General features: G+C 60.7%; 19 protein-coding genes. 6 read left to right on the top strand and 13 right to left on the bottom strand.

Annotated elements, in window-relative coordinates; genetic code table 11:
- Window positions 1-36 precede the first annotated feature (36 nt).
- Together ACXRVY_RS00440 and ACXRVY_RS00435 are read left to right on the top strand one after the other, a co-directional pair.
- Window positions 37-525 carry a YgjP-like metallopeptidase domain-containing protein gene (locus ACXRVY_RS00440; RefSeq protein ID WP_223456768.1) on the top strand — a complete coding sequence of 163 codons (489 nt, stop codon included), beginning with the start codon at window positions 37-39 and terminating at the stop codon, window positions 523-525.
- A gap of 37 nt (window positions 526-562) precedes the next feature.
- Window positions 563-859, top strand: a complete 297-nt coding sequence (locus tag ACXRVY_RS00435) for a winged helix-turn-helix domain-containing protein (RefSeq protein ID WP_007894945.1) — start codon at window positions 563-565, stop codon at window positions 857-859.
- 108 nt (window positions 860-967) lie between these two features.
- On the opposite strand, the gene ACXRVY_RS00430 is transcribed toward ACXRVY_RS00435, so the two are convergent.
- Window positions 968-1,420 carry a GNAT family N-acetyltransferase gene (locus ACXRVY_RS00430; RefSeq protein ID WP_223456770.1) on the bottom strand — a complete coding sequence of 151 codons (453 nt, stop codon included), beginning with the start codon at window positions 1,418-1,420 and terminating at the stop codon, window positions 968-970.
- A 256-nt stretch (window positions 1,421-1,676) separates the two neighbouring features.
- Here ACXRVY_RS00430 and ACXRVY_RS00425 point away from each other — a divergent pair, with 256 nt between their 5' ends.
- Window positions 1,677-2,414, top strand: a complete 738-nt coding sequence (locus tag ACXRVY_RS00425) for a substrate-binding periplasmic protein (RefSeq protein ID WP_223456772.1) — start codon at window positions 1,677-1,679, stop codon at window positions 2,412-2,414.
- A 157-nt stretch (window positions 2,415-2,571) separates the two neighbouring features.
- On the opposite strand, the gene yccS is transcribed toward ACXRVY_RS00425, so the two are convergent.
- The 9 genes from yccS to betI form a co-directional block, all read right to left on the bottom strand.
- Entirely contained in the window at window positions 2,572-4,755 is a 2,184-nt protein-coding gene (gene yccS, locus ACXRVY_RS00420; RefSeq protein ID WP_223456774.1) for a YccS family putative transporter, read from the bottom strand.
- Between the two features lie 220 nt (window positions 4,756-4,975).
- Window positions 4,976-6,154 carry a BaiN/RdsA family NAD(P)/FAD-dependent oxidoreductase gene (locus ACXRVY_RS00415; protein ID WP_223456775.1) on the bottom strand — a complete coding sequence of 393 codons (1,179 nt, stop codon included), beginning with the start codon at window positions 6,152-6,154 and terminating at the stop codon, window positions 4,976-4,978.
- Between the two features lie 153 nt (window positions 6,155-6,307).
- Window positions 6,308-7,645: an ATP-dependent RNA helicase DbpA gene (dbpA, locus tag ACXRVY_RS00410; protein ID WP_256589093.1), complete on the bottom strand. Its 1,338-nt coding sequence runs from the start codon at window positions 7,643-7,645 to the stop codon at window positions 6,308-6,310.
- Between the two features lie 105 nt (window positions 7,646-7,750).
- Window positions 7,751-9,178, bottom strand: coding sequence for a multidrug transporter subunit MdtD (mdtD, locus tag ACXRVY_RS00405; RefSeq protein ID WP_223456776.1), 1,428 nt, complete (start codon window positions 9,176-9,178; stop codon window positions 7,751-7,753).
- Between the two features lie 146 nt (window positions 9,179-9,324).
- Entirely contained in the window at window positions 9,325-10,662 is a 1,338-nt protein-coding gene (locus ACXRVY_RS00400) for a TldD/PmbA family protein (protein WP_223456777.1), read from the bottom strand.
- The gene (locus ACXRVY_RS00395; protein WP_223456778.1) at window positions 10,662-12,104 is read right to left on the bottom strand and encodes a TldD/PmbA family protein; all 1,443 of its coding nucleotides are present in this window, start codon (window positions 12,102-12,104) and stop codon (window positions 10,662-10,664) included. Before ACXRVY_RS00395 ends, ACXRVY_RS00400 begins: the two co-directional genes overlap by 1 nt.
- 284 nt (window positions 12,105-12,388) lie before the next feature.
- Window positions 12,389-14,089: a choline dehydrogenase gene (gene betA / locus ACXRVY_RS00390; protein ID WP_223456779.1), complete on the bottom strand. Its 1,701-nt coding sequence runs from the start codon at window positions 14,087-14,089 to the stop codon at window positions 12,389-12,391.
- 153 nt (window positions 14,090-14,242) lie between these two features.
- Window positions 14,243-15,715 (bottom strand): betaine-aldehyde dehydrogenase, encoded by a 1,473-nt coding sequence (gene betB, locus ACXRVY_RS00385; protein ID WP_223456780.1) that lies wholly within the window; start codon window positions 15,713-15,715, stop codon window positions 14,243-14,245.
- Between the two features lie 62 nt (window positions 15,716-15,777).
- Entirely contained in the window at window positions 15,778-16,371 is a 594-nt protein-coding gene (betI, locus tag ACXRVY_RS00380) for a transcriptional regulator BetI (protein ID WP_223456782.1), read from the bottom strand.
- Window positions 16,372-16,752: 381 nt separating this feature from the next.
- On the opposite strand from betI, the gene ACXRVY_RS00375 reads away from it, so the two are divergent.
- Entirely contained in the window at window positions 16,753-18,693 is a 1,941-nt protein-coding gene (locus ACXRVY_RS00375) for a BCCT family transporter (RefSeq protein ID WP_458236952.1), read from the top strand.
- Window positions 18,694-18,949: 256 nt separating this feature from the next.
- On the opposite strand, the gene choV is transcribed toward ACXRVY_RS00375, so the two are convergent.
- From choV to ACXRVY_RS00360, 3 genes are all read right to left on the bottom strand, one after another.
- A complete protein-coding gene (gene choV / locus ACXRVY_RS00370; RefSeq protein WP_223456784.1) occupies window positions 18,950-20,128 on the bottom strand; it encodes a choline ABC transporter ATP-binding protein in 1,179 nt (392 codons plus the stop codon).
- A complete protein-coding gene (gene choW, locus ACXRVY_RS00365; protein ID WP_223456786.1) occupies window positions 20,125-20,970 on the bottom strand; it encodes a choline ABC transporter permease subunit in 846 nt (281 codons plus the stop codon). Before choW ends, choV begins: the two co-directional genes overlap by 4 nt.
- A 66-nt stretch (window positions 20,971-21,036) precedes the next feature.
- A complete protein-coding gene (locus ACXRVY_RS00360) occupies window positions 21,037-21,981 on the bottom strand; it encodes a choline ABC transporter substrate-binding protein (protein WP_046039346.1) in 945 nt (314 codons plus the stop codon).
- Window positions 21,982-22,416: 435 nt separating this feature from the next.
- Here ACXRVY_RS00360 and ACXRVY_RS00355 point away from each other — a divergent pair, with 435 nt between their 5' ends.
- Together ACXRVY_RS00355 and gbdR are read left to right on the top strand one after the other, a co-directional pair.
- Window positions 22,417-23,793 carry an L-serine ammonia-lyase gene (locus ACXRVY_RS00355; RefSeq protein WP_458236947.1) on the top strand — a complete coding sequence of 459 codons (1,377 nt, stop codon included), beginning with the start codon at window positions 22,417-22,419 and terminating at the stop codon, window positions 23,791-23,793.
- Between the two features lie 538 nt (window positions 23,794-24,331).
- Entirely contained in the window at window positions 24,332-25,435 is a 1,104-nt protein-coding gene (gene gbdR / locus ACXRVY_RS00350; protein ID WP_458236946.1) for a choline metabolism transcriptional regulator GbdR, read from the top strand.
- The last annotated feature ends 112 nt before the right edge of the window (window positions 25,436-25,547 follow it).

Here is a 25,547-nt window from a genome sequence, read left to right as displayed (position 1 = left end):
ACTGGCGACCTTTTAGTGACGTGTATTGCCGCCCCGATGACCGTGTTGAAATATCTCCAGGCTTATCCCGCTACCTTGCAGGATCAGGTGCGCCAGCTGATCGCCGACGGTCGGCTGGGCGATTACCTGAGCCAGCGTTACCCGGAAAAGCACGGGGTGCAGAGCGACAAGGCGCTATACACCTTTGCCCTGGACCTCAAGCAGGAGTACCTGCGTAATGCTCCGGCAATTGACAAGGTGCTGTTCGACAACCGTCTGGACCTGACTCATCGCGCGCTCGGCCTGCACACCACGATCTCCAGGGTGCAGGGTGGCAAGCTCAAGGCCAAGAAGGAAATCCGCATCGCTTCGCTGTTCAAGGAAGCGCCTTGCGAGTTCCTGAAAATGATCGTGGTGCATGAGTTGGCGCACTTCAAGGAGTCGGACCACAACAAGGCCTTCTACAAACTGTGCGAGCACATGCTGCCGGGTTATCACCAGGTGGAATTCGATGTGCGGGTATATCTGACGTGGCGGGATCTGTAGGAGCTGCCGCAGGCTGCGATCTTTTGAGGAGCATTGGATGGACGTGAGCAAGACCAAGAGCAGCTTCTACCGCCGGTTGTACGTGGCGTACCTGATCGACAGCGGGCTGGCCAGCAGTGTCCCGGCGCTGACCGAGGTCACCGGCATGCCCCGGCGCACGGCGCAGGACACCATCGCGGCGCTGGCGGATCTGGATATTGTCTGTGAATTCGAGCAGGAAGAGGGTGCGCGCAACCATGCGGGGCGCTATCGGATTCGCGAGTGGGGTGCGATCGATCGCGGGTGGATCGAGCGTAATCTGCGGCAGATCAAGGCGGTGTTGGAGTATCCCTGACTCCAGCGGTGACTGAACTGACGCCATCGCGAGCAAGCTCGCTCCCACAGTTGATTGGAGTTGTGAACACAGTTCAGTGTGGGAGCGGGCTTGCCCGCGATGGGGCCTTCAAGGACGACGCATGCCAATGTGTGGAATGCCATCTTCGATAAACTCCTCGCCCGTCACGACAAACCCGTACCGCCCGTAATACCCCTGCAAATGCGTCTGGGCCGAGAGGTAGATCGGCGTTTGCGGCCAGCGTTCTTCAATCTGCTTCAACGCCTGGTCCATCAACTCATGTCCAAGCCCGGCGCCTCGTGCGTGTGGAGCAATGATCACCCGACCGATCACTACGTCCCCGCCTTGCAGTTCCGGGTCGAGCAGCCGCAGATAGGCCACCAGTTGATTGCCGTCCCAGGCCATCAAGTGGCAAGTGTCACCTTCCAGGTCCTGGCCATCCACGTCTTGATAAGCGCATTGCTGCTCGACGACGAACACCTCGGCGCGCAGCTGCAAAATGGCGTACAGCTGCTCCTTGCCCAGGTCGCTGTGGTGTTTGCAGATCCAATCGACTGTCATGTTTTGATTCCCTGAAAACGTCGTTCCGATACTAAGCGCAGTCGCTCCAGAAGTCTTTATGGCGGAAGAATCTGTGACATAGGCCAAAATGCCATCATTCATTTCTCGCGCGGATGTCTTCTTTGTGTAATCTGGATCGAAGCGCTGTGCTGTGGCTTCGATGAGCTAATGTTTCGTACCCGGGTCTTGTCAGTACGAGGCCTTGGGGTTTTGGCTGAAAACACGTAGGGCAATCCGCCCGCTAAGGATTTCTGGCATGCCGCGATTGCATCGAGCTTTTGCTTTGATTGGATTGCTGTTGCTGGTTCAGGGAGCAGCGGCAGAAAAACTGCGGTTGGTCGCTGATGCCTGGCCCCCCTTTACCGATGCCACGCTCGTCAACGGTGGTTTGGCCACGGATATTGTCAGTACCGCGCTCGCCAGGGCCGGCTATGCCAGTGAGTTTGAACAAGTGCCCTGGGCGCGGGCCTTGATGGGTGTGGGCGAGGGCCGCTACGACGTGCTGGTCAACGCCTGGTACAACGACGAGCGTACAAAATTCGGCCAGTTTTCCGGCGAATACCTGCTCAATCGCGTACGGTTTCTCAAGCGTAAAGACGCGCCCATCGAGTTCAACGACCTGCAGCAATTGCACACCTATCCGATTGCCGTCGTGCGCGGTTACGCCTATTCGCCCGCGTTCGACAACGACGACTCATTACAGAAAATTCCGGTGCACAGCTTCGCCATGGCAGTGCGCATGGTCGCGGCCGACCGGGTCAAACTGACACTGGAAGATGAGTACGTCGCCCGCTACTACCTGTCCCGTGAGTCACCCAAGGTACGAAACGCCGTGGAATTCCTGCCCAAGGCTTTGAGCGAGAACAGCCTGCACATTCTGGTCAGCCTGAAGAATCCGCAGCATGAGCAGATCGTCGCCAGTTTCGACCGGGAAATTGCGGCGATGAAGGTGGACGGGAGTTATGACAATTTGATGAAGCAGCATGGGATGTGAGTGAGTTCAGCCAGTTTTTATGTTGTTGCTGATGGCCTCATCGCGAGCAAGCTCGCTCCCACAGAGGTTCTCTGGTGTTTACAAAATTTGTGTCGACTGAAGATCTACTGTGGGAGCGAGCTTGCTCGCGATGAGGCCAGCCCAGACACCACTGATCTCAATCCTCACTGGTGTCCTTGATCAGGTGCGCCGCCAATGTCCTCAGCGGCCCTAACTGCCGACAAATCAGCGCCAGTTGCGTCTGCACCAACCGCTGGCCCTCGTCGATCTCATCGGGCATTTGTTCCAGTTCATTGGCCAGTGCTTCTTCCTCATCGCTTTGAATCGCAATTGAGGATTTGCTCGCCAGCCCATGGGCGATTTCGTCGATGCTCGCAGCCAGTTTCACCCCGGCCCCGTCGATCAAATGGTCATGCACGTGCGCTGGCAGTTGGGTTTCCCGGTGTGCGCCCAGGCCTGACAGGTAGCTGAGTAGCGTGTGCGACAGCACCAGGAAGCGGAATCCGACATCCGCTTCTTTACGGAAATGCCCAGGCTCCATCAGCATATTGGCCAGTGTGGTCGACAGCGCCGCGTCGGCGTTGTGCGCATTACGGCGGGCCAGGCGGTAAGCCAGGTCGTCGCTTTTGCCGTCGGCGTATTGCTGCATGATCTGGCGCAGGTAAATGCTGTTGCAGGCCAGGGTGTTGGCCAGCACTTTGTTCAGGCGTCGACCCTGCCAGTCCGGCAGGAACAGGAACACCGCCAGCCCGGCAATCAGGCTGCCGAGCAAGGTATCGAACAGCCGTGGCAGGAACAGCCCGTAACCGTCACCCACCTGGTTGAAGCAGAACAGCACCATCAGGGTAATCGCCGCCGTCGCCAGGGTGTAGCGGGTGGTGCGGTTGGTAAAGAACACCACCCCGGCGGCGATGGCGAAACACGACTGGATCAGCGGGTTCGGGAACAGGTCGAACAACGCCCAGGCCAGGGTCAGGCCGATGGCAGTGCCGATGATCCGTTGACCGAGTTTGCGGCGGGTGGCGCCGTAGTTCGGTTGGCAGACGAACAGCGTAGTGAGGATGATCCAGTAGCCTTGGGACGGGTGAATCAAATGCACCATGGCGTAGCCGATGCTCAAGGCCAGGGGCAATCGCAGGGCATGGCGGAACAGCAGCGAGGTCGGCGTCAGCTGCGTGCGCAAGCGCAGCCACACGTCCTTGAGGCTGCGCGGCGAACGGTCGAGCAAGCTGCTGTCGGTGGCGTCGGCCAGAGCGTCGGGGTTGCTGGCATCGCTGAGCAAGCGGTCGAGAGTGCCAAGGTTGGCCGCCAGTGCCCGCAGTGAACGCAGCAAGCCGCGCCAGGCCGGGTTGCTCTGGATGCGCAGGTGTTCGAGGGAGGCATCCAGGTCGCTCAGGGCCTCGGCGAAACTGGCGTCATAGGTGAACGGCTGGCGCATCTGGATCGATTCGGCCAGGGCTCGGCAAGCTTTGCCTTGCTGACGCAACAGGCGCTGACAGCGGAACATTACGTCGCTGTGGAAGAAGGCGTCGGCCAGGGCGTTGTATGGATAGTGCGATGAGCTGGCACGTTCGTGGATGTCCTGCGCGAGGAAGTACAGTTTCAGGTAGCGGCTGACTTTCGACCCCGGGCGACCGTTGCCGACCCGGTGCAGGATGATTTCCTTGGCAGCGTTCAATGCCGCCACCACCCGACCGTTCTGCTGGGCCAGTTCCAGGCGCCGTGCCTCCACGTCCATCTGCCGGATTGGCTCGAACAGCGAGGATTTGAGCTTCAGGTAAAAGCCCAGCTCGCGGAACAGGCGCGCCAGGCTCTGCTGCACCGGCTGATTGGAAAACAGCGCCTGCCACAACACCGAGAGCAGGCCGTACCAGGCGGCACCGGCCACCAGCAGCACCGGCTCGTGCCAGACATCGATGACCGCACCGCCGCGCTGGTCCACGCCGATCATGGTGTAGACCGACAGAATCAGTGTCGCCGAGGCAATCGCGCCATAGCGCTCGCCCAAGGCGCCGAGCATGGTCAGGCAGAACGCAGCCAGGGCGAAGGCGATGATAAACAGCGAGGGGTAGGGGAAGAGCAGTTCGACGGACAGGGCGGCGACCGCGAAACACACCAGTGTTACGGCCAGCGCGTTGAGACGGCCCTGCCAGCTGTCGTCGGTCTCAGCCAGGGCACTGGCGATAATCCCCAGGAACAACGGGATCAGCAGGCCCATTTCATCCTGATACCAACACAGCGCCATGGTGCCGGTCAGGGCAATGAATACCCGCACGCTGTAGCTGAATTTATCCAGCGCCCAAAGGCGACGCAGAGACTGGCGGAACGAAGTCGATGACATGAAATGCGAAGGCCTTCCGAGGCAATGACGCTAAATTGAGCCACTAATGACGCCGACGCAATGGCGTCGATCACATCAGACAGCAAAATCTGTTCCTTGACGCCACACCTATCCAATGTAGGAGTGAGCCTGCTCGCGATGAGGCCGGTACATTCAATATTGATGTCGACTGTTAGGCCGCTATCGCGAGCAGGCTCGCTCCTACAGGTTTTGGGTTGGATCAGACGTACTGCGCAGCGGCGTAGCCCGAAGCCCACGCCCACTGGAAGTTGAAGCCACCCAGATGCCCGGTCACGTCGAGTACTTCGCCGATGAAGTACAGCCCCGGGCTTTTCAGCGATTCCATGGTCTTGGACGACACTTCATTGGTGTTGACGCCACCCAGGGTCACCTCGGCGGTGCGATAGCCTTCGGTGCCCGCCGGCACGACTTTCCAGCTCGCCAGTTTTTCCGCGATATCGGCCAGTTCGGCGTGGGTGTACTGTTTCATCGGTTTGGACACGAACCAGTTGTCCGCCAGCAGGTTGGCCATCTTCTTGGTGAAGATTTCCCCGAGCAGGGTTTTCAGCTCGCTATTGGGACGTTCGGCCTGTTGCTGTTGCAGCCAGCTCGGTACGTCGTGGTCGGGCATCAGGTTGATCTCGACGGTATCCCCGGATTCCCAGAACGACGAGATCTGCAAAATCGCCGGGCCACTGAGGCCGCGGTGGGTGAACAGGATGTTCTCGCGAAAGCTCTGGTCGTTGCAGCTCACCAGGCAATCCACCGACGTACCGGACAACTCGGTGCACAAGGCCTTGAGCTGATCGGTGATGGTGAACGGCACCAGACCGGCGCGGGTCGGCAGCAGTTCGTGGCCAAACTGTTTGGCCACCTGGTAACCGAAACCGGTGGCACCCAGGGTCGGGATCGACAGGCCGCCGGTGGCGATCACCAGGGATTCGCAGGTGATTTGGTCGTGCGTGGTGTCCAGCAAATAGCCCTTTTCGAGCTTCTCGATGGTCTGGATCGACGTGTCCAGGTGCAGGCTGACGCCGACCTGGTCGCACTCATTCAGGAGCATTTCCAGGATGTCGCTGGATTTGTTATCGCAGAACAACTGGCCGAGTTTTTTCTCGTGGTACGGCACGCCATGCTTGGCCACCATGCCGATGAAATCCCACTGGGTGTAGCGGGCCAGGGCGGATTTGCAGAAGTGCTCGTTCTGCGAGAGGAAATTGCCCGGTTCCGTGTACATGTTGGTGAAATTGCAGCGGCCACCACCCGACATCAGGATTTTCTTGCCGGCCTTGTTGGCATGGTCGAGCAGCAGCACCTTGCGCCCGCGCCCGGCGGCGGTCAGTGCACACATCAACCCTGCGGCGCCAGCGCCAATGATCACGACTTCGGTAGAGCGCAAAACGGTGTCCTCACGGTGTTTCACCACAAAACTAACTGTAGGAGCGAGCCTGCTCGCGATGGACGTCAACGATAACGCCGGCAGCCTGGCTCAATGCGGTGAGCTCAGGTTTTTCGCGAGCAGGCTCGCTCCTACAGGGGATGTGCGTTGTTCTTACAGGATACGCACGCGCAACGAACGGCCCTTGATCTTGCCGTCGTTCAGGCGTTGCAAGGCCTGCTTGGCGACGCCGCGCTCCACGGCCACATAGGCCTGGAAGTCGAAAATCGCGATCTTGCCGACCTGGGCACCGGGGATGCCGGCGTCGCCGGTCAATGCGCCGAGAATGTCGCCCGGACGAACCTTGTCCTTGCGGCCGGCAGCGATGCACAGGGTGCTCATCTGCGGCAGCAGCGGGCCGCCGCCCTTGGAGGTGAGGTTGTCGACCTGATCCCAGGTCAGCGGCGTCTTCTGCAATTGCTCGATGGCTTGTGCGCGCTGTGCTTCGGACGGCGCGACAAGGCTGATCGCGAGGCCTTTCTCACCGGCACGACCGGTACGGCCGACGCGGTGGATGTGGATTTCCGAATCACGGGCCAATTCGACGTTGATCACCATGTCCAGGGAGTCGATATCGAGGCCGCGCGCGGCGACGTCAGTCGCCACCAGTACCGAAGTACTGCGGTTGGCGAACATCGCCAGCACCTGGTCGCGGTCTCGCTGTTCCAGATCGCCGTGCAGGCCGACGGCGGAAATGCCTTTGGCGGTCAGGTGGTCGACGGTTTCCTGAACCTGCTGCTTGGTGTAGCAGAAAGCCACGCAGGAGGCCGGGCGGAAGTGGCCAAGGACCTTGGTCACCGCACTCATGCGGTCATCCGGGGAAATCTCGTAGAAGCGCTGCTCGATCTGCGTGTCGTCGTGGAAAGCTTCGGCTTTCACTTGCTGCGGATTGCGCATGAACTTCGAGGCCAACTGCTTGATGCCTACCGGGTAGGTGGCGGAGAACAGCAGGGTCTGGCGACGCTCCGGGGCCTGCATGATGATTTCTTCGATGGAGTCGTAGAAACCCATGTCGAGCATGCGGTCGGCTTCGTCGAGGATCAGGGTGTTCAGGCCGTGGAGCACCAGCGAGCCCTTGCGCAGGTGCTGCTGAATACGGCCCGGGGTGCCGACGATGATATGCGCGCCATGTTCCAGCGAAGCGATCTGCGGGCCGAGGGACACACCGCCGCACAGGGTCAGGACCTTGATGTTGTCTTCGGCACGGGCCAGGCGACGGATTTCCTTGGCGACCTGATCGGCCAGCTCGCGGGTCGGGCACAGGATCAGCGCCTGGCAACCGAAGTAGCGCGGATTGATCGGGTTCAGCAGGCCGATGCCGAACGCGGCGGTCTTGCCGCTGCCGGTCTTGGCCTGGGCGATCAGGTCCATCCCCTTGAGGATCACCGGCAAGCTTTGCGCCTGGATCGGCGTCATCTGGGCATAACCGAGGGAGTCGAGGTTAGCCAGCATGGCGGCGGACAGCGGCAAAGTATTAAATTCGGTGGCGATGGTGGTCACGGGACTGGCCTGCAAAACAAAATGTCGCGCAGTGTACCAGTCCGATGGCCATTCGCCCTAAGGTTCGATGTGCTGTTCCGGACGTTTGACACGCCGTCCGTCTTGCTTCGAGAGCTGGGAGAAGATGGTTGCGGCGAGCATTGCCATGATTCCAACCGTCACGAACGTTAGTTGAAAGGCGCCCAAAACCGTGTCCACGCCGTCATTGCCAATCTCCGCCGTAAAGCCACCGAGCAGCGCACCCGCACACGCAACCCCCAGGCTCAGGGACAACTGCGCGACCACCGACAGCAGGCTGTTGCCGCTGCTGGCGCTGGCATCGTCGAGGTCGATCAGGGTCACGGTGTTCATCGCGGTGAACTGCAAGGAGTTGATCGCACCAAGGATCGCCAACATGCACAGCAGCAGCCAGTACGGTGTTTGCTCGCTGACCAGGCCCATGCTCGCCAGCATGATCCCCAGCGCCAGGGTGTTGCCGGTGAGCACGATGCGATAACCCAAACGCTCGATCAGCGGCCGCGCGACCCACTTGGCGATCATCGCCGCCGCCGCCAGCGGCAGCATGCTCATCCCGGCCTGGGACGGCGAATAGCCCAGCGCCACTTGCAACAGCAATGGCACCAGAAAGGGCAGGGCGCCGCTGCCGAGACGGGCGAACAGGTTGCCGAGAATGCCCACGGCAAAGGTCCGGGTCTTGAACAGCGACGGCGCGAACAACGGGTTTTCGATATGCCCGGCGCGCAACCAATACGCGGCGAGGCAAGCCATGCCGCCGAACAGCAGCAACATCACCCGCAAATGCGGCAGGTGCAGTTCGCCCAGGCCTTCCATGGCAATTGTGATCAGAATCATCGCCGCGCCGAACAGCACGAAACCCAGGCTATCGAAACGGGTGCGCTCGGTGCCACGAAGGTCGGGGATGAATTTCCACACGGCGTAGCAACCGACGACACCGACGGGCAGGTTGATCAGGAAGATCCAGTGCCAGGTCAGGTATTGCACCATCCAGCCGCCCATGGTCGGGCCGATCAAGGGGCCGAGCAGCCCGGGAATGGTGATGAAGCCCATGATCCGCACCAGTTCCGAACGCGGATAGGCGCGCAACACCACCAGCCGCCCGACCGGCAACATCAGTGCGCCACCCAGGCCCTGGATCACCCGGGCGCCGATCAACATGGTCAGGCTGCTCGACAATGCGCAGAGCAACGAGCCGAAGCTGAACAACAGAATGGCGCTGAAGAAGATCTTTCGGGTGCCGAAGCGATCGGCGATCCAGCCGGACGCGGGAATCAGCAACGCGACCGTGAGCATGTAGGCGATGATCACACCCTGCATGCGCAATGGGTCTTCGGCCAAGTCGCGGGCCATGGCCGGCAGGGCGGTGTTGAGAATCGTCCCGTCGAGGGACTGCATGAAGAAGGCAATGGCGACGACCCACGGCACCCAGCGGGCGGTGACAGCGTCGAGAGGTGGGCGGTTGGGCATGGGGCCTCTTGTCAGTGTGAGCTTTACTCCATTCCTGTAGGAGCGAGCTTGCTCGCGATGAATGTGAAGGCGATGCATTTTTCCAGACAGCACGCGTCATCGTTCACGACCATCGCGAGCAAGCTCGCTCCTACAGGGGTATGTGTCTACAGGGTCAGGGTCAATCGGCTGACCAGCGCCCCCGGCAACAACGCCGAAGCCGTCGCCCGCTGGCTGTAGGTACTGGCCGACAGCAACAACTCCCGCTCCTCGGTCAACGCTTCCAGTTGCGAACCGAGCAGGCTGAAGGCGCTGTCATCAAAACGCATGGTGCTGACTGGTGCCTGAATTTCGCCGTTCTCGACCCAGAACGTGGCAAACCGGGTCATGCCGGTCAGGCGTGCGGCCGGTTGATCAGAGAAGTTCAGGTACCACAGGTTGCTGATGTACAGCCCCGTGCCCAATTGCTTGAGGATGTCCGCGTCAGGCAATGTCCCGGCTTTCATGTTCAGTGCGCTCGGTGATTCACCGCCGCTGGCGCCATTGGCAGTCAAACCGTATTCAGCGGCGCTGCGCGAGCCGACCAGTTGCGCCCGGGCCTTGCCGTCGACGATCAACTCCAGGTCGCTGCGCGGATAACCCTCATCGGAAAACGCCGGGCTCAGCGAGCCGCTGACTTTTTCATCCAGCGAGACCAGCGGGCTGAAGGCGCTGTCACCCCCGTAGAGCTTTTGCAGCGGGCTGCTTTTGCTGGCAATCGACTGTGCCGAGAAACCACCCCAGCACAGCATGCCCATGATTTCTTCCAGCGCCGCCGGTGCCAGGTAGGCGCGGTACTGGCCGGGCGCCAAGGTGCGCAGTGGCCGGCCCAGAAACTCAAGCTGTTCGCGGGCTTGCTGGAAGCGTTTGGCAAAGCCTTCGCTGCTCCAGTCGTGCCCGGCGTAGCTGGCTTTCACGGCCTGGCCATTCTCGTGGAACAGGCTGAAGTCGAAATTGAAACTGTTGGCCTGATGCCAGCCGAAGGCGCCCGAAGAACTGGCAAAGCCACGACTGATAGGCCCTGCAGCATAGAATCCGACCAGATCCAGGCCTTCGGCGGCCTGGGTGATTTGCGCGACTACCTGCTCGGTGTCCGGCAGCGGGTGCGACTGCACGTTGTTGCTCTGCCAGCCGTTGTGGTTGAGCAGCAAGTACGGGTCCGCAGGCAGCAGTGGCAGGGTTTCACGCAACTGTTGCAGGCCTTCGTTCAGGCGCTGTGCATCCACCTGCGGATCGCCGGCCAGGGTGATGTGCAGGTCGGCATGGCGGCCTTCGTTGATCAGCTTCAGGCCGATACTCGCCTGCTGCACCTGACCGGCCTGACGCACCTTGGCGTGGTTGAAACGCACGAAGGCCGACGATTCGGCGGCGTAGCTGAGGGTGAACTGCTCGGGCTCGCGCAGGGCTGCACGCAGGCTGTTGACCAGCGCCTTGAACGACGCGGACTGGCTGTTTGAAGGATTCATCAGGCGTCTCCTCCGAATACATCAACGTTGCTGAACACACAGGCCGGTGATGCGTGGCCGACGCGGATCACCTGGTTCGGTTCGCCCTTGCCGCAGTTCGGTGTGCCGAGGACCTTGAAGGTACTGGCATCGCCGACGGCGCTGAGGCTCTTCCAGAATTGCGCGGAGATGCCCCTGTAATTGGGATTCTTCACCACGTCCTTGAGTTCGCCGTTTTCGATCAGTTGGCCCCATTCGCAGCCGAACTGGAATTTGTTGCGCGCATCGTCGATCGACCATGAGCGGTTGGTCGACATCAGCACGCCGTGTTCGATACCGCCGATCAACTGCTCGATGGACTGATCGCCTGGCTCGATGTTGAGGTTGGCCATGCGGTCGATGGGCGGGCGGTTCCAGCCGCACGCACGGCTGTTGGCGACGCCGTCCATGCCGGCACGGAATTGCGACAACGCACCACCCAGCGGGCGCAGCAACAGGCCTTCACGGATCAGGAACTGTTTGCTGGCGGGCGTGCCGTCGTCGTCATGGCCGTAGCTGGCGAGTTCCTCGGGAATGTCCGGGTCGAAGGTCACGTTGAGCAGGCCGGAACCGTATTGCAGGCGGCCGAAATCGCAGGCTTTGACGAAACTGGTGCCAGCGTAATTGCGCTCGTCGCCGAGGATGCGGTCCAGTTCCAGCGGGTGGCCGATGGATTCGTGGATTTGCAGCATCATCTGGTCGGGCATCAGCAGCAGGTCGCGCTTGCCTTGCGGGGTGTTCGGCGCCAGGAGCAATTGCAGGGCCTGATCGGCCACCTGGGCACCGGCACCGATCAGGCCGCAGCGGCTGATGACGTCCGCCGCGCCTTGCTGGCCGAAGTTCTCGCGGCCCAGGCTACGGGTCTGGCTGTCGTTGCCGTCGTAGGCCGTGACGTCCAGGCCAGGGTAGACAAAGCGTTGGGCCTGGCGCAGTTCGGCACCGGCGCTGTTGAGGTAAATCTGCTCGACGTGGGTCATGCCGAGGCTGACCTGCCAATTCACCAGGCGCTCGTCCTTGGGTACGGCGGCCGACTCGGTGCCAAGCAGTTGGTAGCAGTCGCTCAGGGGCGGGAAGGCCTGGTCGAGGTTGGGCGAAAAGTAATCGGCGCGGTCGCTGGAAACAGCCTGCTCGCGCAGGTCCAGCAAGGCGTGGGGCTTGAGTCGGCGGGCCTGGAGTTCGGCGCGTTCGAGGGCAGCTTGCAGGCCCTGTTGCGACAGGTCGTTGGTGGCCGCATAGGCCTCGACGCCATTGACCCGCACGGTCAGCATCGCCCCTTCGTCACGGCTCAGGCTTGGCGGTTCGGCGACGTTCTTGCGCACCGACAGGTACTGCCCGGATTCGCGCACATAACGCAGGGAAAAGAATTCGGCACCCGTGCGCAAGGCAGCGAAGCGCTGCTTGAGCTGGGGATGGAAATCGAACATTCGTGAACCTCCTGGGTATGGAGTGGCGATGGCGCGGTGTTGCGAAGGGAGGGGTGAAACGATTGCGTGGCGCTAGATTAGGCTTGCGCGGGGGGAGGATCAAGTTTGGATCTGTGGAGAGAGGGATTGCTGGGTTTGTCCGGAAGATGTGTGCAGGTTGTCAGGGCCTCATCGCGAGCAGGCTCGCTCCTACAGTGGTTGAGGGTGGATCACAAATCTGCAATCCAACCTGAAACCTGTAGGAGCGAGCCTGCTCGCGATTGGCCGTGACGCGGTGCAGTGCCTTAAGCGATCTGGCTCAATTCCCGCATCGGCTTGCCCTTCACCGGCGCTTCACCCGCCACATAGTAAGTGGCGGAGCTGCGCGGCAACGGCTTGCGGCCACGGATCTTGTCGGCGATTTTCTCGGCCATCATGATCGTTGGTGCGTTGAGATTGCCGGTGGTGATGATCGGCATGATCGAGGCATCGACCACACGCAGACCCTGCATGCCATGCACGCGACCTTCGCCATCGACCACGGCCATCTCGTCGGTGCCCATCTTGCACGAGCAGGACGGGTGGAACGCGGTTTCGGCGTGTTCGCGGATGAACTTGTCCAGTTGCTCGTCGGTTTGCACCTCGATGCCCGGGCTGATCTCACGACCGCGGAAGGCATCCAGCGCTGGCTGTTGCATGATTTCACGGGTCAGGCGGATGCCGTCGCGGAATTCCTGCCAGTCCTGCTCGGTGGCCATGTAGTTGAACAGGATGCTCGGGTGCTGGCGCGGGTCCTTGGACTTGGCCTGGATGCGACCACGGCTTGGCGAACGCATGGAGCCCATGTGCGCCTGGAAGCCGTGTTCTTTCACACCGTTACTGCCGTTGTAGTTAATCGCTACCGGCAGGAAGTGGTACTGGATGTTCGGCCATTCGAATTCCGGACGGGTGCGAATGAAACCGCCGGCTTCGAACTGGTTGCTGGCGCCGATGCCGGTGCCGTTGAACAGCCATTCGGCACCGATGGCCGGCTGGTTGTGCAAGAGCAGCGACGGGTACAACGAGACCGGTTGGGTGCAAGCGTATTGCAGGTACAGCTCAAGGTGATCCTGCAGGTTTTCACCAACGCCCGGCAGGTCGTGGACCACCGGAATGTCGAGCTTGTTCAGCAGTTCGGCCGGGCCGACGCCGGAGCGTTGCAGGATCTGCGGCGAAGCGATGGCGCCGGAGCACAGCAGCACTTCCTTGCGGGCTTTGACTTCAACACGCTCTTCGGCCGCACCGACCAGGTAACGCACGCCGACCGCACGCTTGCCTTCGAACAGGATCTTGTCGGTCAGGGCATGAGTGACGATGGTCAGGGTCGAACGCTTCTTGGCGACGTCCAGGTAACCACGGGCGGTGGAGGCACGACGACCCTTGGGCGTCACGGTGCGGTCCATCGGGCCGAAGCCTTCCTGCTGGTAGCCGTTGAGGTCTTCGGTACGCGGGTAACCGGCCTGCACGCCCGCTTCAACCATGGCGTGGAACAGCGGGTTGTTGCCGGCTTTCGGCGTGGTCACGCTGACCGGGCCGTCGCCACCGTGGTAGTCGTTCGGGCCGATGTCGCGGGTTTCGGCCTTGCGGAAATACGGCAGGCAATCGAGGTACGACCAGTCTTCCAGGCCTGGCAGTTTTGCCCAGCCGTCGTAGTCCATGGCGTTGCCGCGGATGTAGCACATGCCGTTGATCAGCGAAGAACCGCCCAGGCCCTTGCCGCGACCGCATTCCATGCGACGGCCGTCCATGTGTGGCTCAGGATCGGTTTCGTAGGCCCAGTTGTAGCGACGGCCTTGTAGCGGGAACGCCAAAGCGGCCGGCATTTGCGTGCGGAAATCCAGACGGTAATCCGGGCCGCCCGCTTCGAGCAGCAGGACGGTGACGCCTGCGTCTTCGGTCAGACGGGTCGCCAGGGTGTTACCGGCCGAGCCGGCACCGATGATGATGTAGTCGAATTCTTGGGACATTGAATGCACCCTCTTTGAAGTTGGTTCAGGTCAGGCCTGGCGAGTGCTGCGCACTCGAATCGCGAGCAAGCTCGCTCCCACAGGAGTACGCATTCCAATGTGGGAGCGAGCTTGCTCGCGATGACGGCCTCGCAGGCGACGCGAAAAGGCGCCTTAGAACACCGAGACGTAATCGCCCAGCTCGACCTGTACCGATTTGATGCGGGTGAAGTTGTTCAGCGAGCTGATGCCGTTCTCACGGCCGACACCCGACTGCTTGTAGCCGCCGACCGGCATCTTCGCGTCGGACTCGCCCCAGGCGTTGATCCAGCAGATACCGGCTTCCAGCTGATGGATCACGCGGTGGGCGCGGTTCAGGTCCTTGGTGACGATACCGGCGGCCAGGCCGAAGTCGGTGTCGTTGGCGCGACGGATCACTTCTTCTTCGGTTTCGTAGGTGAGGATCGCCATCACCGGGCCAAAGATTTCTTCACGGACGATGGTCATGTCGTCGGTGCAGTCGGTGAACACGGTCGGGGCCACGAACGCGCCTTTGGCGAATTCGCCGTCGGTCAGACGCTCACCGCCGCACAGGACGCGGGCGCCTTCTTCCTTGCCCTTGGCGATGTAGCCCAGCACGCTTTCCATGTGGGCGAAGCTGACCAGCGGGCCGAAGTTGGTGTTCTCGTCTTGCGGGTTGCCGACGCGGATGCGCGCAACGCGCTCAACGATCTTGGCTTCGAAAGCGGCTTTCAGATGGGCCGGTACGAACACGCGAGTGCCGTTGGTGCAGACCTGGCCGGAGCTGTAGAAGTTGGCCATCATCGCGGTGTCGGCGGCGCGATCGAGGTCGGCGTCGTCGCAAATGATCAGCGGCGACTTGCCGCCCAGTTCCATGGTCACGTCCTTGAGCGACGAAGCCGAAGCGCTGGCCATGACTTTCTTGCCGGTGTCGGTGCCGCCGGTGAACGAGACTTTCTCGATGCGCGGGTGCTCGGTCAGCCAGGTGCCGACTTCGCGGCCGCTGCCGGTCAGGACGTTGAACACGCCGTTTGGCACGCCAGCCTCGGTGTAGATCTCGGCCAGTTTCAGGGTGGTCAGCGAGGTGACTTCACTTGGTTTGAAGATCATCGCGTTACCGGCGGCCAGGGCGGGTGCGGATTTCCACAGGGCGATCTGGATCGGGTAGTTCCACGCGCCGATACCGGCAACGATGCCCAGCGGCTCGCGACGGGTGTAGACGAACGAAGTGGTGCGCAGCGGAATCTGCTCGCCTTCGATGGCCGGCACCAGGCCTGCGTAGTACTCCAGCACGTCAGCGCCGGTGACGATGTCGACGTAGCGGGTTTCGGAGTAGGCCTTGCCGGTGTCCAGGGTTTCCAGGGCGGCCAGCTCATCGTTGCGCTCGCGCAGGATTTCCACGGCGCGACGCAGGATGCGCGAACGCTCCATGGCGGTCATCGCGGCCCAGATTTTCTGGCCCTTTTCGGCGCTGACCACAGCGCGCTCGACGTCTTCCTTGGTCGCACGTTGTACTTTTGCGAGGACTTCGCCGTTAGCCGGGTTGATGGCTTCGAAAGTGGCGTCGCTGCTGGCGTCACTGTAAGCGCCATCGATGTAGAGTTTTTGCAGTTCGAAACGGGCCATAAAGTCCTCGCAAGAGCATTAAGTGGTTGGCACGGTCCGGTGGTTGAGCGTTTATGTGTGCTCTAACTCACCCGCTTGGCCAGTTGGGTATCCATGTATTCGTAAGCGATCCGTTGCGCCTGCTCGGTGTCGAAAGCATCTCCCGACAGCGCGCCGCGCAACCACAATCCGTCGATCAACGCTGCCAGGCCTCGGGCGGCACTGCGCGCATCATTGAGCGGCAGCACGCGGCGGAACTGGCAGCACAGGTTGGAATACAGACGGTGATCGTTGATCCGCTGCAACCTGTGCAAAGACGGCTGGTGCATGCTGGTGGCCCAGAAGGCCAGCCAGGTTTTCATTGCCGGGCCATTGACCTGGCTGGCGTCGAAGTTGCCTTCGATGATCACCTGCAGATGCGCCCGGGGGCTGTCATCTGTCAGCGCCTGACGACGCAGGGTGACGTTCTCGCTCAGGACCGTCATCAGGTACCCCATGGTGGCGGCAATCAGGCCGTTCTTGTCCTGAAAGTAGTGACTGATGATGCCGTTCGAGACACCGGCCAAACGGGCGATCAGCGCAATGCTGGCGTCCCCCATTCCGACCTGATCGACGGCCTGCAAAGTGGCTTCGATCAATTGCTGGCGGCGGATGGGTTGCATACCGACCTTGGGCATCTTGCACATCTCCTTAGGCCTTCCGGCAGACGTCAAACGGCTACCGGGTTGAGGGCCAGTCTATTTTGTTTTGATTGAACGTTCAATCAACAAAGAATAAGATCTGCGACAAATCGTCGCTGCCTACAGATTTTTCCTACATGTAGCGGCGGAAAAAACGACTTCCGAAACTGCTCGAAACCTACGCGCTGCGGCGCTCCAGGGGTTTCGGGCTTTTTTCGGGCTGTCTTTATATCACCCGCCGGTCGGCTGCCCACTAACCGATTGGTCGGGTAACTCGTTTGCCTTGCGTTCTTCTCTCGCACTGCCCGGAGCATCTGTGCCATGAGTTCTGCCTCGCTAATAAAGACCCCACCCGAGAAGGTGACGGTCAACGGTTGGGTGTTCTACACCTCTACCGCGTTGATTCTGTTGTTGACCGCCATTCTGATCATCGCCCCGCAAGAGGCCGGCAGAATGCTGGGTACGGCGCAAGCCTGGTTGTCCCGCAGCTTCGGCTGGTACTACATGGTGGTGATTGYCGCCTACCTGATTTTTGTCGTSGGCCTGGCGTTTTCGTCCTACGGCAAACTCAAGCTCGGCAGCAAGGACGACACCCCGGACTTCAGCTACGGTGCCTGGGCGGGGATGCTGTTCTCGTCGGGTATCGGCATCTCGCTGCTGTACTTCGGCGCGTCGGAGCCGCTGGACCACTACTTCAATCCGCCGGAAGGCGTGGCCGGTAGCAACCTTGCCGCCCGTCAGGCGGTTCAGCTGACGTTCCTGCACTGGGGACTGCACGGCTGGGCGATTTACGCGCTGGTCGGTCTGGCCGTTGCCTACTTTGCTTACCGTCATAACCAACCGCTGGCGTTGCGTTCGGCGTTGTATCCGCTGGTGGGCGRGCGTTGGGTCAAGGGCGCGGCCGGGCATGCGGTGGAYGGCTTTGGCATGTTCGTGACCCTGCTGGGTCTGGTGACCAACCTGGGGATTGGTTCGCTGCAAGTGTCGTCGGGGCTGGAAAACCTGTTCGGCATGGRGCACAACAACACCAACCTGCTGATCGTGATCATCGTGATGAGCACCGTGGCAACCATCGCTGCCGTGTCTGGCGTGGAAAACGGCATCCGTCGTCTGTCCAACCTGAACATCGTGCTGTTCAGCGGCCTGCTGATTTTCGTCCTGTTGTTTGGCCCGACCCTGCACCTGCTCAACGGCTTCGTGCAGAACGTCGGTGACTACCTGAACGGCGTGGTGCTGAAGACTTTCGACCTCTATGTCTACGAAGGCGACAGTGAGAAGTCCGACCGCTGGCTGGGCCTGTGGACCCTGTTCTACTGGGCCTGGTGGATTTCCTGGGCGCCATTCGTGGGCATGTTCATCGCGCGTATTTCCCGTGGTCGCACGGTGCGCGAACTGGTCGCCGGCGTGCTGCTGATTCCGCTGGGCTTCACCCTGGCGTGGCTGTCGATCTTCGGTAACTCGGCCCTGGACCTGGTGATGAACCACGGGGCGGTAGAACTCGGGAAGACGGCGCTGGAACAGCCGTCCATGGCGATCTACCAGTTGCTTGAGCATTACCCGGCGTCGAAGGTTGTGATCGGCGTGTCGATCTTTGTCGGTTTCGTGCTGTTCCTGACCCCGGCGGACTCCGGCGCGGTGATGATGGCCAATCTGTCTTGCAAGGGAGRCACCGTCGATGAAGACGCGCCGCACTGGCTGCGGATCTTCTGGTCGGCGGTGATCACCCTGGTGACCATCGGCCTGCTGTTCGCCGGCAACTTCGAAGCCATGCAAACCATGGTGGTGCTGGCCGGCCTGCCGTTCTCGGTGGTGCTGGTGTTCTTCATGTTTGGCTTGCACAAGGCCATGCGCCAGGACGTGCAGATCGAACAGGAGCAAGCGGAGCTGGCGGCACGCGGTCGCCGTGGTTTCAGCGAGCGCTTGACCCAATTGGACCTGCAACCGAGCCAGTCGGTCGTTCAGCGTTTCATGGACAAGCACGTCAGCCCGGCGCTGGAAGATGCGACGGTGCAAATGCGTGCTCAAGGTCTGCAAGTGCAGACGCTGCTGGGCAAGTCCAAGCGCTGCATGGGCGTGCGAGTCGAGATGGAAGAGGGCAATCCTTTCGTCTACGAAGTCAGCCTGGACGGTTACCTGGCCACACCGACCGAATCGGCTCAGTCCGACGAGGCGCGTCAGCGTTACTACCGTGCCGAGGTGTACCTGCACAACGGCAGCCAGGACTACGACTTGATGGGCTTCACTCAGGATCAGATCACCCGTGACGTGCTCGATCAGTTTGAAAGCCATCGGCAGCTCCTTGGCCGGGTTTATAGCTAAGTTGTGAGGAGCTGCGGTGCAGTGAATGCACCGCAACCCCTGTGGGAGCGAGCTTGCTCGCGATGAGGGCTTAACATTCAACATGAGTGTTGACTGTCCCTCCGCTATCGCGAGCAAGCTCGCTCCCACAGGTCGTTCTCCGTCCATGTGAGAGCGAGCCTGCTCGCGAAGGGGCCATCAGCATCAAAGCTGCATTACCCGATATCCCATAAACAAAAACGCCGCGATCTCTCGCGGCGTTTTCGTTTCTGTTGCCTTACCCCAGGTTCTTGCCGAGCAGCGCGTGATACAGCTCGCTGTCGCCGAGAATCCCCACCACCTTGTTGTTGTCGTGCAGCACCAGCTTGTTGCCGGTCTGATAACGAATCTGCAACGCATCGCGCATGCCGATGTTCGAGTCCACCAGGGTTGGTCGACGACCCAGGCCTTCAACGGCCTGACCCGGTACCCAGTTCTGCAAGTCCAGCGCAGACCCGTTCTGGCGAGCGCCCTTGATAGTGTTGCCTTCGGCCAGGTCCAGCCACGAATCGCCGCCCGGATCGAGGCATACCGAACCGTTGATGCGTTTGCAGTTGTCCAGGGTACGCATCAGGCTGCGACCGCACAGTACGTTCAGCGGGTTGGTGTGAGCCACGAAGGTCCGCACGTAGTCGTCCGCGGGGTTGAGGACGATTTCTTCCGGCTTGCTGTACTGGATGATCCGGCCGTCTTTCATGATCGCGATACGGCTGCCGAGTTTCAGCGCTTCATCAAGGTCGTGGCTCACGAAGACGATGGTCTTGTGCAGCTTGCGTTGCAGTTCCAGCAGTTCGTCTTGCAGGCCCTGGCGGATCAGCGGGTCGAGTGCCGAGAACGGTTCGTCCATCAGCAGAATGTCGGCGTCCATCGCCAGGGCACGGGCCAGGCCCACGCGTTGCTGCATACCACCGGACAGCTCATCGGGTTTCTTGTTGCGCCACTGGGCCAGGCCCACCAGCTCAAGCTTTTCGTCCACCAGTTTGCGTCGTTCTTTCTCGGGACGACCCTGCATTTCCAGGCCGAAGCTGATGTTTTCGCGAACGGTCAGCCAAGGCATCAGGGCGAACTTCTGGAACACCATCGCAATGCGCTTGGTGCGCATCATTTTCAGTTCGGCGGGGCTGCAGGAAGCGATGTCGATCTGCTTGCCTTCGTGCTCGACGAACAACTTGCCACGGCTGACAGTGTTGAGGCCGTTGATGCAGCGCAGCAGGCTGGACTTGCCGGAGCCGGACAGGCCCATCAGTACGCAGATTTCACCTTTTTCGATATCCAGGCTGGCCTTTTCGACCCCCACGATCTGCCCGGTCTTTTTCAGGATCTCGTTACGGGTCATGCCTTGATCCAGCAGCTTGAGCGCCTCGCGTGGATCCTTGGAGAAGATAACGTCAACGTTCTCGAAGCGAATAATGCTCATGCGTCACCCCCTACTTTGGCGTCGGGTTGTTTGCAGATACGGTCGAGCATGATCGCCAGCAGTACGATCGCCAGGCCAGCTTCGAAGCCCAGGGCGATATCAGCAGTGTTCAGTGCGTTGACCACCGGTTTGCCCAGGCCATCGGCGCCCACCAGTGCCGCGATCACCACCATCGAAAGGGACAGCATGATGCACTGGGTGATGCCTGCCGCGATGCTTGGCATGGCGTGGGGCAGTTCGATTCGCGAGAGCAGCTGACGTCGCGAGCAGCCAAAGGCCTTGCCGGCGTCCATCAATTCTTCCGGTACATCGCGGATACCCAGGTAAGTCAGGCGGATGGGCGCGGCAATCGCGAACACCACCGTGGAGATCAGGCCCGGGACCACACCCAGCCCGAAGAGGGTGAGGGTAGGAATGAGGTACACGAAGGTCGGTACGGTCTGCATCAGATCGAGTACCGGACGCATTAAAGTATAGAACATCGGCTTGTGCGCGGCGACGATGCCCAGCGGCACACCGATGACCACACAGACCAGGGTAGCGAACAGCACCTGGGCGAGGGTTTCCATGGTTTCCTGCCAGTACCCCAGATTGAGGATCAGCAGGAAGGAGGCAATGACAAACGCGGTCAGGCCCCATTTGCGTTGAATGAAGTGTGCCAGTAGTGCGATCAGGCCGATCAGTGCCAGCGGGTTGAACCAGGTCAGCGCAAACGTCACGCCGTGGATCATCGTTTCCAGTGTCACGGCGATGGCGTCGAAGGTGCTGGCGCCGTGTTGCGTCAACCATTCAACGAAGCTCGCGATGTACTGGCCTAGGGGTATTTTCTGATCAATCAGCATGGTAGTGAACGTCCGCATGCAAGGAAATAAACAGCCCGGGCAGGCGAACCTGCCCGGCATAAGCGATTACTGCAGTTTGGCTTTCACGGCCTCCAGGCCAGGTTTACCGTCAATGGTGGTCACGCCAGCGAGCCAGGTATCGAGCACCTGTGGATTCTTTTTCAGCCAGGCCTTGGCGGCCGCGTCAGGCTTCATCTTGTCGTCCAGGATGTTGCCCATCAGTTCACTTTCCATGTCGACGGTGAACTCCAGGTTCTTCAGCAGCTGACCAACGTTGCCGCACTCCTGCGCGTAACCCTTGCGGGTGTTGGTCGCTACGGTGGCGGCACCGAAGTCCGGGCCGAAGAAGTCATCACCACCGGTCAGGTATTGAATCTTGAAGCGCTTGTTCATCGGGTGCGGCGCCCAGCCGAGGAACACCACGGCGGTGTCGCGTTTCTGCGCGCGGTCGACCTGCGACAGCATGCCGGCTTCGGAGGATTCGACGACTTTGAAACCGGCGGCCTTCAAGCCGAAGGCATCTTTGTCGATCATGCTCTGGATCAGACGATTGCCGTCGTTGCCAGGCTCGATGCCGTAGATCTTACCGTCGAGCTCCTTCTTGAATTTGGCGATGTCGGCGAAGTCATGCAGGCCCTTGTCGTACAGCGCCTGAGGGACGGCGAGGGTGTACTTGGCGCCCTTGAGGTTGGTGCGCAGGGTTTCCACGGTGCCGGCATCGCGGTAGGCCTTGATGTCGTTTTCCATGGTCGGCATCCAGTTGCCCAGGAACACGTCCATGTTCTTGCCGTCGGCCAGGGACTTGTAGGTCACGGGCACGGAAATCATGGTGGTCTTGGTCTTGTAGCCGAGGGCGTTGAGCACGACGCTGGTAGTCGCGGTGGTCGCGGTGATGTCGGTCCAGCCGACATCGGAGAAGTTTACGGTGCTGCACTGCGCCGGTTCTGCGGCTTGCGCCAGAACCGGCAGACTAAGCATGGCGGCCAACAACAACGACGGGGAACCTTTCATGGATGGACTCCTTGGTGTTTTTTTTGGCAGTGTTCCGACTGGACCACCGCACTTATAGGTTGCGGTTGGATGGCGTTCTGGAGACAGCTCTACCACGTCGCCTTGCAATCGAGTCGATATGATCATGTACCAGTGAAAATCTGACGCCTACAGGGTGCGTCGTATCCAGTACAGGGATGGTCGCATCCAGTGTCGGTGACGTCGTTTACAGATTTTTTCAGCCCGATTTCCCCCTCTGAACCGCAAAAAAACGGCGAAAACACAGCGTAAAAGACACGCGGCGCTGGTGGGCATGAGTGCGTCGGTTAGAGACGTCGAACAACTGGATAAAAGCTTGATGATGCGGTCATCCCGGCGGATTGCAGCTTGAGCGTAGCAGCTCCGTCACCGTGCGCTTTTGCGTGCGCAGTGGGCCCATCCAGGAGTTCTGCAGTAATGGCTATCAGTGTTTTCGACCTGTTCAAAATCGGCATTGGCCCTTCCAGTTCACATACCGTGGGTCCCATGCGGGCGGCGGCGTTGTTTGTGCAGGGCTTGCGCGAGCGCGGGCTGCTTGAGCAGGTGCGGCGCGTCGAAGTCGAGCTGTTCGGCTCGTTGTCGGCCACCGGTATCGGCCACGGCAGCGACAATRCCGTGATCATGGGCCTGATGGGCGAGTGGCCGGATGCGATCGATCCGTCGCAAATCGGCATCCGCATCGCCACCCTGCGCGAGAGCGATACGCTGCTGCTCGACAATCGCTTGCCGGTGCCCTTCATCTGGGCCCGGGACATGCGCCTGATCGACGAGAACCTGCCATTCCATCCCAACGCCATGACCTTGATAGTCGAGGGTGATGACGGCKAGTTGCATCGCGACACCTACTATTCGGTTGGCGGCGGTTTTGTCGTCGATGAGGCTCAGGCCTCCAGCGGTGTCGTCGATCTTGACCGCACCGTATTGCCTTATGACTTTTCCAGTGCCGCCGAGCTGCTGGAACTGTGTAAAAAGCACAAGCTGCGCGTAGCTGAATTAATGATGGCTAACGAGAGGGTGTGGCGCAGCGAGGACGAAATCCGCAGCGGCCTGATGAAACTCTGGCGCGCCATGCAGGATTGCGTCGAGCAAGGCCTGAAGCACGAAGGCATCCTGCCCGGCGGGCTGAACGTGCGCCGTCGTGCGGCCAAGCTGCACCGCAGCCTGCAGGAGCTGAACAAACCCAACGTGATCGGCTCGACCTTGAGCGCCATGGAGTGGGTCAACCTGTTCGCCCTGGCGGTCAACGAAGAAAACGCTGCCGGCGGGCGCATGGTCACGGCACCGACCAACGGCGCGGCGGGGATCATTCCGGCGGTACTGCACTACTTCATGAAGTTCAGCGAAGCGGTGACCGACGCCAATGTCGTTGACTACTTCCTCAGTGCGGCGGCAGTGGGAATCCTGTGCAAGAAGAACGCCTCGATCTCCGGTGCCGAAGTTGGCTGCCAGGGCGAAGTCGGTTCGGCCTGCGCCATGGCGGCGGCCGGGCTGGCGGAAATTCTTGGCGCCACACCAGAGCAACTGTGCAACGCGGCGGAGATCGGTCTGGAGCACAACCTCGGCCTGACCTGCGACCCGGTGGGTGGACTGGTCCAGGTGCCATGCATCGAGCGCAACGCGATTGCCGCAGTGAAGGCGATCAATGCGGCGCAAATGGCATTACGGGGCGATGGCCAGCACTTTATCTCGCTGGACCGGGTGATCCGCACCATGCGCGATACCGGTGCCGATATGCATGACAAATATAAAGAGACATCGCGGGGTGGGTTGGCGGTTAGTGCGGTGGAGTGCTGAGACCGAGTCGCCTTCATCGCGAGCAAGCTCGCTCCCACAGGTTTTGCGTCGGTCACAAAAATTGTGTTCACCTCGATCCCTGTGGGAGCGAGCTTGCTCGCGATAGCGCCAGACCAGTCAAAACTGCGCGCTAAGTGAACATCAGCTCGAAAACGCGCCACCTTTTAGCGCGTCGCTAACAGATAAATCGCCTTGCCAGTGATCGGGCACCAAGCAGCCTTCGACCGCTCGTCACCCGTGCCTGCGGTGACACTCCTTTCCATCGCGGCGCAACGCCGTTCCCACAAGTGCTACCGAATTGCTCACAGCTTGTGGGCCGGGGTGCTTGCCAGTCCTGATGGCCATTTAAATCCCCCTGCTCTGCAAGACATATATAGACACATTCCGACGTCGTTTTCAGGAGTTATTGAACGCGCATTCAAAAATAGGCATGGCAATTGCTCTGTCATTACAAAGCCCGTCTCCCACGCGAGAACGATGGCCATAAAAAGAGCCTCCGCCTGAGGCCATCACCCGCTTTGTGTGAGGAGATACCGCGATGACGACGTTCAACTCCGGGGCCCAACCCCAGAACCGTGCGCCTCAATCCATCGGCTTTCTGCTGCTGGACAATTTCACGCTGATTTCTCTGGCCTCCGCAGTGGAACCCCTGCGCATGGCSAAYCARTTRTCCGGYCGCGAGCTGTATCGCTGGACCACCCTCACTGTCGATGGCGGTCAGGTCTGGGCCAGTGACGGCCTGCAGATCACCCCCGACGCCTCCATGCACAAAGCCCCGCCAATGGACACCGTGATTGTTTGCGGTGGCATCGGCATCCAGCGCACGGTTACCCGCGMACACGTGTCGTGGCTGCARAGYCAGGCMCGYCAGTCCMRMCGCYTSGGCGCGGTGTGCACCGGYAGCTGGGCSCTGGCCKGYGCCGGCYTGCTSGAYGGWTTYGATTGCAGYGTGCACTGGGAATGCCTGGCGGCGATGCAGGAAGCTTTCCCCCGTGTAGCGATGAGCACCCGCTTGTTCACCCTCGACCGTAACCGTTTCACCAGCTCGGGCGGCACCGCGCCGCTGGACATGATGCTGCACTTGATCAGCCGCGATCACGGGCGTGAACTGTCGGCCGCCATTTCGGAAATGTTCGTCTACGAGCGCATCCGCAACGAGCAGGATCACCAGCGTGTGCCACTCAAGCACATGCTCGGCACCAACCAGCCGAAATTGCAGGAAATCGTGGCGCTGATGGAGGCCAACCTCGAAGAGCCGATCGACCTCGACGAACTGGCGGTGTACGTCGCCGTTTCGCGACGTCAGCTGGAGCGGCTATTCCAGAAGTACCTGCACTGCTCACCGTCGCGCTATTACCTGAAGCTGCGTCTGATCCGCGCGCGGCAATTGCTCAAGCAAACGCCGATGTCGATCATCGAAGTGGCGTCGGTGTGCGGTTTCGTGTCCACGCCGCACTTCTCCAAGTGCTACCGCGAATACTTCGGCATTCCACCGCGAGACGAGCGCGTAGGGTCCAACACTACCCAGCAGGTGGCGATGATGCCGCTGCCGCAAGCGCTGGTGCTGTCGCCGTTGTCCGGGCCGTTGTCGGCGCTGAGCCAGGCGCGTAATGAGTCGACGTTTGCCAGCGTAAGGCTCTAGACCGCAGCGCCTTCATCGCGAGCAAGCTCGCTCCCACAGGTTCTGTGCCAGAACATCAATGTTGTGTTCGACACAAAGCCCTGTGGGAGCGAGCTTGCTCGCGATTGGATCT

The sequence above is a fragment of the Pseudomonas sp. P5_A2_2 genome (assembly GCF_054177685.1).
The sequence above is the reverse complement of the archived record's forward strand: the minus strand, read 5'-3'. Positions and strand labels throughout refer to the sequence as shown.

Excerpts from the sequence above, each read along its gene's own strand:
- ACXRVY_RS00440 (WP_223456768.1), top strand. The coding sequence starts at position 37 with ATGACCGTGTTGAAATATCTCCAGGCTTATCCCGCTACCTTGCAGGAT.
- ACXRVY_RS00435 (WP_007894945.1), top strand. The coding sequence starts at position 563 with ATGGACGTGAGCAAGACCAAGAGCAGCTTCTACCGCCGGTTGTACGTG.
- ACXRVY_RS00430 (WP_223456770.1), bottom strand. The coding sequence starts at position 1,420 with ATGACAGTCGATTGGATCTGCAAACACCACAGCGACCTGGGCAAGGAG.
- ACXRVY_RS00425 (WP_223456772.1), top strand. The coding sequence starts at position 1,677 with ATGCCGCGATTGCATCGAGCTTTTGCTTTGATTGGATTGCTGTTGCTG.
- yccS (WP_223456774.1), bottom strand. The coding sequence starts at position 4,755 with ATGTCATCGACTTCGTTCCGCCAGTCTCTGCGTCGCCTTTGGGCGCTG.
- dbpA (WP_256589093.1), bottom strand. The coding sequence starts at position 7,645 with ATGCTGGCTAACCTCGACTCCCTCGGTTATGCCCAGATGACGCCGATC.
- mdtD (WP_223456776.1), bottom strand. The coding sequence starts at position 9,178 with ATGCCCAACCGCCCACCTCTCGACGCTGTCACCGCCCGCTGGGTGCCG.
- ACXRVY_RS00400 (WP_223456777.1), bottom strand. The coding sequence starts at position 10,662 with ATGAATCCTTCAAACAGCCAGTCCGCGTCGTTCAAGGCGCTGGTCAAC.
- ACXRVY_RS00395 (WP_223456778.1), bottom strand. The coding sequence starts at position 12,104 with ATGTTCGATTTCCATCCCCAGCTCAAGCAGCGCTTCGCTGCCTTGCGC.
- betA (WP_223456779.1), bottom strand. The coding sequence starts at position 14,089 with ATGTCCCAAGAATTCGACTACATCATCATCGGTGCCGGCTCGGCCGGT.
- betB (WP_223456780.1), bottom strand. The coding sequence starts at position 15,715 with ATGGCCCGTTTCGAACTGCAAAAACTCTACATCGATGGCGCTTACAGT.
- betI (WP_223456782.1), bottom strand. The coding sequence starts at position 16,371 with ATGCCCAAGGTCGGTATGCAACCCATCCGCCGCCAGCAATTGATCGAA.
- choV (WP_223456784.1), bottom strand. The coding sequence starts at position 20,128 with ATGAGCATTATTCGCTTCGAGAACGTTGACGTTATCTTCTCCAAGGAT.
- choW (WP_223456786.1), bottom strand. The coding sequence starts at position 20,970 with ATGCTGATTGATCAGAAAATACCCCTAGGCCAGTACATCGCGAGCTTC.
- ACXRVY_RS00360 (WP_046039346.1), bottom strand. The coding sequence starts at position 21,981 with ATGAAAGGTTCCCCGTCGTTGTTGTTGGCCGCCATGCTTAGTCTGCCG.